Source organism: Gilliamella sp. B3464 (assembly GCF_026536145.1).
Lineage (GTDB): Bacteria > Pseudomonadota > Gammaproteobacteria > Enterobacterales > Orbaceae > Gilliamella.
Genome location: NZ_JAFNOQ010000001.1, coordinates 498,891 through 509,316, shown reverse-complemented (window position 1 = coordinate 509,316; position 10,426 = coordinate 498,891). Strand labels below are relative to the sequence as shown.

Sequence of the window (10,426 nt, the reverse complement as noted above, 5' to 3'; positions counted from 1 at the left end):
TCAAAATTTGAGTGTGGTGGGCGTTGTTGAAGAGGTGCTGCGTGGACATGGTTTTACCGGCATTGACTACCGTTTAGAATTAAAAAATCGTTATCCGGTCCGGGAGCTTATCACCCAATGGCAGGAGAGTGACCTGACCTTTATTCAACGAATTTTAGCCGATGTGGGGATTTGGTTTCGTTTTGAAACGCATGCTGAGCACAATTGTGATGTTATGGTCTTAAGTGATTACGAACAAGGTTATCAGCAGGCAAAAGATATCGACTACAAACTACCGAGTGGCACTTTAGATGCAGGCGTTGACAGTGTGTGGGATATGGGTTTACACAGTCAGATGGTTGAAGCGTCAGTTCAGGTGCAGGATTATAATTACCGGGATGCAGGCAGCAATTTACAAACGGAAGTGAACAGTCAGCCAACAAACGCGACGACGTATGGCATGAATTACCGTTATGAAGAGCACTATAAAGGATTGAATGATAACGGCACGGCTAATGCCGGTCGTGATAGCGATACAGCCAACCGTTTTGCGGCAGGGGAGCAAAATGGTAACCGCGAAGGTGACCAGGATAACAGCATTGAAAGTGGGACATGGTATGCGCGTATTCGTCATGAACAGGCAATCAGTAGTCAGGTAATCATCAGCGGTAAAAGTAACCGCTGTCAGCTAGTACCGGGGCAACGTATTTGCATAACAGGTAACCCGTTAGCCGATACGCAAGAGGGGTTTATCATTATAAGTGTGGCTGGGCACGGTAACCGCACGGATGCTTATGAAGTAGTATTTACCGCCATCCCGTATCAGGTATTAAAACCCTACCGCCCTAAACCGATAGCATGGCCACAAATCAGCGGCACCTTACCGGCACGGGTAACCAGTCCGGATAATGACACCTATGGTTATATTGACACTCAGGGTCGGTATCGGGTTAAGTTTAACTTTGACCTGAAAAGCTGGAACAGCGGTGAAGAGAGCTTATGGGTCAGACTGGCAAAACCGTATGCAGGTGATAGTTACGGTTTTCACTTTCCGCTTATTGACGGTACGGAGGTGGCGATAGCCTTTACTAACGGTAACCCTGACCGCCCTTATATTGCTTATGCGATGCATGACAGTGCCCACCCTGACCATGTTGCAACGGCCAACAAACATCGCAATGTGATTCGCACAGCGACCAACAATAAACTGCGGATGGATGATAAACGCGGTCAGGAGCACATCAAGTTAGCCACTGAATATGGAAAAACCCAGCTTAATATTGGTCACTTAGTTAACCAGAATAAAGAGCAGCGAGGTGAAGGGTTTGAACTGCGCACTGATGAATGGGGCACCTTAGCGGCGGCAAAGGGGTTATATCTGACCACCCAAACCGAACCGAAAGCACAGGGCAAACAGCTGGATATGCAAGGCGCGATTGCGCAACTAGAAAACGCCTTATCGATAGCTAAATCCCTGCAAAATGCGGCTAAACAATCGGAAGCACACAGTGCTGATACCGACAGTCAAAATCAGCTCAAGGCAAACTTAACTGAACTGGCGCAAAGTGGCATTTTAGCTTATGCACAGGAGGGCATGGCGTTAACCAGTCCTGAAAACATCCAGCTATCTACGAGTAGCAGTATTTCCTTAACCAGTGAAAACCAGACTGATATTACCGCCTTAAAAACCATCACCCTGTCTGGTGGTGAATCAATGGGATTATTTGCTCACAAATCGGGGATGAAAGTCTTTGCTAACCAGGGTGATATAAACCTACAAGCACAAAATGCCAACCTGAATATGGCCGCCAAACAGGATATCAAAATTGACAGTGTTGATGGTGAGCAGACAATCACAGCCAGTCAAAAAATCACCTTAATTTGTGGTGGCTCTTATATCAAAATCAGTGAAGAGGGGATTGAACTCGGTACAGCTGGTAATGTGTATATAAAAAGCAATGCCCTGCAAAAAATGGGGGCAAATAAAATATTAAATAACAAAAAATATTTACCTTGTGCAAGCGATAGTGGTTTATATCATATAAAATTTTTATTAAAAGATACAGATACGAAACAACCGCTAAAAAATACGAGATATGAAATAACATTAGATGATAATACCAAATTAGAAGGAATATCAGATGAACAAGGATATACTTCAAAAATTATTTCATTGGAAAATAAAATTACTAATTTAAAAGTATTTAAACCTATCTTTATTGAGGAATAAATAACTGTATTGAGTGAGTGAATATAATTATGAATTATGCTATTGAAGTAAACAATTTCCAGATGAATAAAATTGATGAAGACGATGTTGTAGAAGCATATATTAGTGGTTCAGAAGATTATATAATTCCTTTGGTTTTTCCCGATTATTTAATTAGGATAGATATATTGGATTCAACAATTCGAGTCCCTTTGTTAGGGCATGCAGGAGCTTTGATAATTAATGGTAAAAGTGGGCAAACAAAATATTACGAATACGGTCGATATCCACCAGGCGATTTAGGAAGAACAAGAAAAGTCTCAATTAACAATGTTAAAATAACTTCATCAAAAATGATTGAAATATCTTCATTCAAAAAGTTACTACGGCAAATATCTGCAAATTCAGGTCAACGCGGTAATATTAGAGGAGCTATTCTTAGAAAAGAAAATATTTACGATATTTCAGTCGAGTATTGTGAGCAAAAAATAAGAGAAAATGATGACCCTGAAAGAAAACCATATTCAATTTATTCAAATAGTTGCATGACATTTGTTGATGATTTGCTCAGATATCTTGGTTTTGTAACTCCAGGTTTAACAAGAATATCGATAGACATAGCAAATACTGTAAAAAATTATATATTTTCAATAATACCAAATACTTACATGCAGGAGATCCAATTTTATTTTTCAGCAAGGGATTTACACTATTATTATGTTTCAGATAGGTTAGAGGTAGATTATTAATGAAAAGAAAATTGAAGATAAAATATCTATTTTTCATAACATTATGTTATTTAAGTGGTTATGCTTTTGGCGAAACAAAATTAATTTCTAAAAATAATAATGAGTGGATTGAATTTTATAATGGTAAGGATTCAGAATATCTAATAATTACGTCAAATAATCAACCTAACTATTGTATTTTAATTTCATCTAGTACAGGTGTCCCTTTAACTAAGGGAAGAATTTTTTATGATGATTCTATCGATGCACTTAAAATGGCTTTAAGATTTGCTTATTTAAACCCTGCAGAAAAGTGGTGGTCAGTTGATATTTATAAAAAGAATGATTTGAATAAAAGCGTTAAGACTATGCCGATTACTCCTAGTGTTGATTGCTATAATGGTGGATTGACCTTAGAGGTCATTGAGTATAAACCTCCCTTTTATTTTGTTGCAATCAAACTAATCAATCAAGAATTTCACACTATTGGTTTTATAAAATCAGACAAAATATTAAACAAAAACAATTTTGATTTTATTTTATTAGATATTATATATATGAAAAATAGAGAAAGATTTGAAGTGTTATCATGCTCTACAACTAACTTTGATTGTAAAAATAGCAAATACTCATATCCTTACCAGTATTTTTCTAAACTATCGCAAAATAATTAAGTTTAATCATTTTGAGATTCTTTTTAATGTAAGACGTTATTACATTAACTATTGAACAAGAAAAATTATTATTAATTAAAATAATTCCCGATTATGAAAATAAAATTGAGAAAGTTATAAAAATTGATTTGAAGCAACATGAATATGATGCATTAGTTTCTTTTGTTTATAATTTTGGTTCTATTAAGAGTGATAGTGATTTATCAAAATATCTTAATGAAGGCAAAAAGAAAAAAGCAATGGATGTTTTTGTACAATATAATAAATCTGGAGGTAAAGTTTTAGACGGTTTAAAGAAAAGGCGAGAGAAAGAACGGGAAATATTTGAAAATGGTATATATGCGACAGAGATTTATTAGGCGAAAGATTATGCTTCGTAATACTTATTTAATATTCAGCCTGCTTTTGTCATTTTCAATAAAAGCAGATTTAACAAATAATTGGATAGTGACTAAAGTATATATTAGTGATAGACCATATACAAAAAAAGTGTCCTATAATGATCCAATTTATCTTAATAGAATTTTTCAATGGGATGAAAATGTTATTAAAACTAATATTTATTCTGGTGATCTTATTGAGATTTGTACAAATTATAAAATAAATAAATTTATTATCAATTTTGATGAGATTTTAAACAAAGAAATGCTAAGTGCTGACTCTTTTGATATAAATATCAAACATTCAATAAACCAAATAGATATTTTTTGCCCTAATATTCAAAAAACATGGACACTATTTAAAAAAATGCTGATGCATATTTAATAATAAATACAAATGATTCTATATTAGAAATAAATCGAATAAAGTATCAAAATACTGTTCCAAGTTTCTCTTGTTCAAAAGCAAAGAAGGTAGCTGAAAAACTGATTTGCCAAAATATTTATCTATCAGGATTAGATAGGAGTATTCATGATATTTATCATAATATAAAAAAATATTATGACTACGATAATGATCAGAAAGAGTTTGAAGAAATATACAGTAATCAAAAAAAATTTATTCAGAAAAGAGATTTATGTACTAACGAAAAGTGTTTGCTGGATATTATGAATAAACATACTTATCAATTACATGAATATATGCCATTGATTACACCTTACTAGACTGGCATCTGGTGTAAATTTCAAGTTGTATTTGATCAGAAAGTAAAAATAGGGAACTTTAAGAATCTTTTTTGAATGATAAATATCTTACGTATAGTCGCTTATATAAAGAATAATCAGACACCTCAACCAAGCAAACTGAAACTTCATCAACGCCAGACACGTTAAGTCAAAATGGTAAGGTTTGGTTTATGCATCTGATTACGATGATAAATCCAACGATTAAAAAACATCCAATTATTTTATTAAATAATAAAGAATATGAACTTATTTTTTTAGAACTAAGAATGAATATGGATTTATTAACCGACTTCGATTATGAACAAGTTGCAAATGAGTTAGGATGTGAAGCAAAAGCTCTTAAAGCTGTAGCTATAAAAGAAACAAAGGATGAAAGTTTTTATACTTATTTAGGAGATCATGTCCCTAAAATATTGTTTGAAAGAAATTATTTTCACAAATTAACCAATGGTAAATTTGATGATGATCCTGAAATTTCTAGTAGTTCTTCATTTGCTAAGTATGGTACTTATGCTAAACAATATGAACGATTAATAAAAGCATATAATTTATCACCTCGAGAAGCATTACTATCAGCTTCTTGGGGAAAATTTCAAGTCATGGGGGCAAATATGCATTCAAATGAATTAAGTATTGAAGATATTCTATATGAAATTAGCCGTTCAAAAAAATCATTTAATTACATTAAAAGGTTATTTATTAAAAAATAACAATGTATTAGAACCATTAAAGTTAAAAAAATGGGACACATTTGCTTTTTATTATAATGGAAGAAATTATAATAAAAATAATTATGATGTGCTTATAAAAGAAATATATGAAAAACTATAAAGAAGAAAAATAAAGGAATCATAATATGAAGAAAATTATTATTATTTTTATACTATCAATTAATTTTGCATTTGCTAATACAACAAAATGTGATAAAGATTCGGTTAAAAAAATAAATATAACAACATTTTCTGGGGACAATATGAATTTATTATACCAATATTGCCGGTATAATAACGAAGAATCAAAGAATTATGATGGATATCAATTATTAACGATTAACGTTGATAACAATTCATTCACCTATACAAATAATGTGATTGGCAATGAATATTTTGGTGGGGAAATGTTTTATTCAAAACTAGGTATATTCGGTTTAATCGAATCAAATACAGGTAATTCACCATTAACAATCACATATTTAAACATCAAAGATAATAATCTAATTTTATTGGGAAAAATCACGTTTGAACGACGTATGGGAAATATAATCGGTGAGCCCATTATAGAAAATATAAGTAATGAAACCATTAGAATTATCGATAATATATTTGTATTAAATAAAAAAAATATTTTGGGGGAATATTTTTTAAATTACTATGAGAGCTTTCTGTTTATTTTAGCCGATCAATTTAAACAAAATTTGTCAAAACATGATATAAATAGATTACTAGATAAATTAGCTAATTATCCAGATTTAAATAATTTTTATAGGCAAAAAATCTTTTTTAAAGATCGTTCTTTATGTACATATAATGAAAATCTAATTGAAATGGATGCTTTTGGTTGCCAAATAGGAAATAAACAATTATCTATTTGTTATAATTATTTTAACAGAAGTGATCTAATATATAGATTTGGCAATAAAAACAAAATAGAATTAGAGTTGCGAAAAGAAATTTCTGACCATAAAGTTTCAATAAATCCGTTAGTTTTTAAAAAAAATATTTGGCATTATGAAGTAAATACATATCCAGATAATGCAGGAATTTTAATAAAAAAAAATAACGAGAATATTACATTTCTTAAATGTGAAAATGAAAGTGTAGAACCTTATATACTCAATCCAATATGGAATTAGAATGAAATAGGTTAGTAATAACTTATTGGCAAGTCACATGGATAAATGAATTTTTCTGCTTATATGAATAATATCTGGTTATTTAGGAAACGCAAATTTTAACAAGCATTGAAAAATTATAACCCAACACTAAATCACATAAAACTAAAAAAAATTCAAACATCTGATACCTCAAATAAACATGCAGAAACTTCAACACCTGCTACGTTAAGCCAAAACGGTGAGGTTTGGTTTGTGAATCCGCTTACATTATATAATTTTGTTTCATGGAAAAGTTTGATAAACGTTGAAGTTTTCCTTACTAAGTATGAAAGCGAACATAAAAAATTTAAGAAAAACGAGAACGATATCGTTCCGAACTTTAATCAGAAATCTAAAGATGCTCTTTGTGGAATTATTGAAAGAATAAATCTATTTTATAAAAAAAATGATGACTTCAAACCGAACATTTACTATATATCTTATATGTTAGCAACAGCTCGTTGGGAAGCTAGCTGGGGAAATGATTTCTTCTGTGCATTGGAAGAACGTTCCGGTGGATTAGGAAAAGAATATTTTAATAAATATGACCCTGTATTAGCAAGCACTGAAGCTTTACGAAAAAATGCTAAGAACAATGGAAATATAGTCGAAGGAGATGGTTATAAATATCGAGGTCGGGGTTTAGTTCATTTAACTTGGAAAAATAACTATAAAAAGGCTAGTAATTATTTGGGTGTTGATTTTAAAACCGATCCAGATAAAGCTGCGGAACTTGACTTTGCTGTACCAATTATGATTTGGGGAATGATGAAAGGGGTTTTTACAGGCAGTAAATTACCTGAGTATATCTATAAAAATCATATTGATTACAAAACTGCAAGAAAAGTAATTAATGGCAGTGATAGTGCTGATAGCATAGCTTCTTTTGCGAACTTGTTTGAATCAATTCTTCGACAAACATCAAATTTAACTGAGGAATTCTAGAGTGAAAAAAATCATAATATTGATATTATTAATGATAATCAGTAGCTTTAGCTACGCAAAGCAACCTTGTAAGGTTAAATCATTTCAAGAAAATAAACAATTTAGTATTGATTCAAAAGTTTATAAATTCACTTCTTATTTTTGTGAAGATGAAAATGGTGAGGAAGAAGTTTTTGCAAAAAAAGCCATATTAGAAGTACAGGCAAAAAATACTAGCCAATTATATAAAAATGTTATTGGAATACGCGGAATGCTGAATATTGCATTCGAAGCATGGAATAATCAGCCTGCATTGTATTACTTTATGCCAGCAGCTGAATCTATTGAAGCACATATACCTATTATTGTTAAAAATAATGATTTAATGGTTCAATGTATATATATAAGCCAACAATTAAAAAATTTTATGGTAGCCAATTATTCGTATTGTGGCGATAAACAAATCATCCAAAATGGATTTGGTGAAGATGCAATTTTAAATCTATTTCCATATTTTTATTTATACAGTATATACGATAATATCTACTATCCTGAAAATAATGAATATTTATCTGATAAAGAATTCGATGCTTTTATTGGTAAAATAGATGATATCAGTTTTTATCGACGATATTCCTCACTTTCTGATTATTTTTTGAATAAATTCAGAGTAATAATAGTAAATAAAGAAAAAGAATACTGTTTTAAAGAATCAAAAATTTACCAACGAATAGGGGCGGTAAAAACTGATGGAATTATTGGATTAGATATTTTTGATGTAAAAGGGAAAAAAACTTTTTATGATAAAAAGGCATTATTAGAATTATTAAATAAATCTAATGTAGAACCCAATATCAAATCTTACATCCAGCAAGAAAAAATCAATCTTTATAATGAACCCAATGATAACTCTTCAACAGATATTTATATAATAAAAAACGATATGGTAAAAATTTTGGATGTAATTTGGGCTGATGAACAACATTTGAGAGTCTGGTATAAGGTAAGTTATGACAGTAAACAAAACGGTAAAATAATTAAATGGATTAAAGGGGATTCATTTACTATTTGGTAAATAAATTTATTAATAAAATATCTTATTATTACTAATGTAAAAATTAAATTGTGGAAATGAAAACCTTGATTTTCAATTATTGATAAAATTGCTCACCAACTATATGAAGAATTACTAAAAAATATTCTTAACAGGTAAACAATGAAAAAATTCTATATTTTTACAATATTGCTTTTCTTTAGTTTTCCGATATTTGCACAACTATGTAAGGAAAGTAAATTAAATGTTATTAAAGGTCAATTTATTAATGGTAATAATTTTGAAGGTAAATATATTTATTGTCGTCTGATTAATCCTGAAGAAGACAAAATGTCACAAATTGATTTAAATTTAAATATAGATAGAACAATTAATAATTATATTTACAACGGAGGAGGTAATCCATCAATTCAAACTTCAAATTTAGGTGTAATTTCTATTTTTGATAAATTTGGTGGGATGGAAAGCCCAGCTAAAATAACTTATTTAGCTAGTTTAAATAAAAAATTAATCATACTAGGCGAAATTAATCTAGATTATTCTCAAGGACAAGTTGTTAGTTATTCTATTCAGAACATTAATGACAAACTAGACATTATGAGCTCTATTTTCTTAGAAAAAATAAAGCATTATTTTATAGATAATACTCAATTGTCTTATCCTGATTATTTTTTATTGCTGTTATTTAATTCATTTTTGGAAAAAAACATTTCAAAAGATTGGATAAAGCAGTTTTATAAAAAATTAAATTTAAACCAGCATCAAGATATCATTAATATTTATAGTCAAAATGTATTTTTTAAAAATACGACACTTTGTAATAAAGATAAAAATGAAAAAAATGCATTTGGATGTGAAGTTAACAATACTCAATTATCGTTATGCTATGATTATATTAATTCAAAGTTGTTTTATAGACTTGGTAACCAGTCAAAATTAGAATTACAACTAGTAAAAATAATCGATGATAAAGACAAGAAAAAATCTGTAATAACTTTTACCAATAAAGACACTGATTATTTGGTGGATACAAATCCAGGAAAAGAGGGTGTGAGAATTAAAAGAAAAGAGATGCACTTTAAGAAGTTTGAATGTAATCCAAGTACTATTGAACCAATGATTTTGAATAGTTTCAATTAAATAGACTGTTTTAATAAAAATTAAAAGGAAAAACATAATAAAATATTTAGAACAGGATGGTGATGTTGAAGATGCTATTTATGATTGGGCTAAAGAATTTACATCAGCAGGAGTACGTAAAGGGAAAACAATAAGTAAGGGAAGAATTGCAGCTTTTGAAGGCTCATCATATTATCATGGAGATGGGCTAAATTCCGGTCATATATTACCAGATCAAAAGGTTGAAGCCTTAAAAGAATCGAAAAATTGAAATTGGAGGTAAATATGAAAAAGTTAAAGTTTACTCTTCTGTGTTTGATAATATTGGCAATTAATTGTTCCTTTATAGCTCAAGCTCAAAGTAAAGATCTTATCAAATTAGATTTTAACGATTTCGCTATTAAAACTAAGACAAAAATTAAAAATGCAAACTTTGCGTATCATTATTTGATTAAGGTTTATGGGTGTGGTGGTGGTGCAATTTGTGGAGAGATTCGAAACTTACTCTCTAACAAAGTTATTGGACTTCCTAATGCTTATTTGATAGAAGATGAAAATGGAGAAAATGGGTTTTCTATAGAGTATCATTTAAATAGTAGTTTAATTATTATTTCTGGAATAATAGCGGATCCTGATAAAAATAAAGCTAACGAAGGATATAGAAGAAGATATTATAATTTCATAAATGAAAAGTTTGAGCTTTTACAAAAATGATTAACATTATTGGGGGGCTATAAAT

Annotated in this window: 12 protein-coding genes; all 12 read left to right on the top strand. The window is 30.1% G+C overall.

Going from position 1 to position 10,426, the window contains the following annotated elements; all coding sequences use genetic code 11:
* Nucleotides 1-2,209 (top strand): DUF2345 domain-containing protein (locus J3U57_RS02340; RefSeq protein WP_267343717.1); only part of this gene is annotated, 2,209 nt, incomplete at its 5' end.
* Between the two features lie 29 nt (nucleotides 2,210-2,238).
* Nucleotides 2,239-2,937 carry a hypothetical protein gene (locus J3U57_RS02335; protein WP_267343716.1) on the top strand — a complete coding sequence of 233 codons (699 nt, stop codon included), beginning with the start codon at nucleotides 2,239-2,241 and terminating at the stop codon, nucleotides 2,935-2,937.
* A complete protein-coding gene (locus J3U57_RS02330) occupies nucleotides 2,937-3,590 on the top strand; it encodes a hypothetical protein (RefSeq protein WP_267343715.1) in 654 nt (217 codons plus the stop codon). Before J3U57_RS02335 ends, J3U57_RS02330 begins: the two co-directional genes overlap by 1 nt.
* Before the next feature lie 38 nt (nucleotides 3,591-3,628).
* Nucleotides 3,629-3,949, top strand: coding sequence for a lysozyme (locus J3U57_RS02325; protein WP_323849435.1), 321 nt, complete (start codon nucleotides 3,629-3,631; stop codon nucleotides 3,947-3,949).
* A 10-nt stretch (nucleotides 3,950-3,959) separates the two neighbouring features.
* Complete coding sequence (locus J3U57_RS02320) at nucleotides 3,960-4,355, top strand: hypothetical protein (RefSeq protein ID WP_267343714.1); 396 nt, start codon at nucleotides 3,960-3,962, stop codon at nucleotides 4,353-4,355.
* A 532-nt stretch (nucleotides 4,356-4,887) separates the two neighbouring features.
* Complete coding sequence (locus tag J3U57_RS02315) at nucleotides 4,888-5,427, top strand: N-acetylmuramidase domain-containing protein (RefSeq protein ID WP_267343713.1); 540 nt, start codon at nucleotides 4,888-4,890, stop codon at nucleotides 5,425-5,427.
* Entirely contained in the window at nucleotides 5,366-5,548 is a 183-nt protein-coding gene (locus J3U57_RS12755) for an N-acetylmuramidase domain-containing protein (protein WP_416379637.1), read from the top strand. The genes J3U57_RS02315 and J3U57_RS12755 overlap by 62 nt, the downstream gene beginning before the upstream one ends.
* Nucleotides 5,549-5,573: 25 nt before the next feature.
* Nucleotides 5,574-6,569 (top strand): hypothetical protein, encoded by a 996-nt coding sequence (locus tag J3U57_RS02310; protein ID WP_267343712.1) that lies wholly within the window; start codon nucleotides 5,574-5,576, stop codon nucleotides 6,567-6,569.
* Between the two features lie 108 nt (nucleotides 6,570-6,677).
* Nucleotides 6,678-7,535, top strand: coding sequence for a hypothetical protein (locus J3U57_RS02305; RefSeq protein ID WP_267343711.1), 858 nt, complete (start codon nucleotides 6,678-6,680; stop codon nucleotides 7,533-7,535).
* A 1-nt stretch (nucleotide 7,536) separates the two neighbouring features.
* On the top strand, nucleotides 7,537-8,589 hold the full coding sequence (locus J3U57_RS02300) for a hypothetical protein (protein WP_267343710.1): 1,053 nt from the start codon (nucleotides 7,537-7,539) through the stop codon (nucleotides 8,587-8,589).
* Nucleotides 8,590-8,730: 141 nt separating this feature from the next.
* Nucleotides 8,731-9,708, top strand: coding sequence for a hypothetical protein (locus J3U57_RS02295; protein WP_267343709.1), 978 nt, complete (start codon nucleotides 8,731-8,733; stop codon nucleotides 9,706-9,708).
* Nucleotides 9,709-9,972: 264 nt separating this feature from the next.
* Complete coding sequence (locus J3U57_RS02290; RefSeq protein ID WP_267343708.1) at nucleotides 9,973-10,401, top strand: hypothetical protein; 429 nt, start codon at nucleotides 9,973-9,975, stop codon at nucleotides 10,399-10,401.
* The last annotated feature ends 25 nt before the right edge of the window (nucleotides 10,402-10,426 follow it).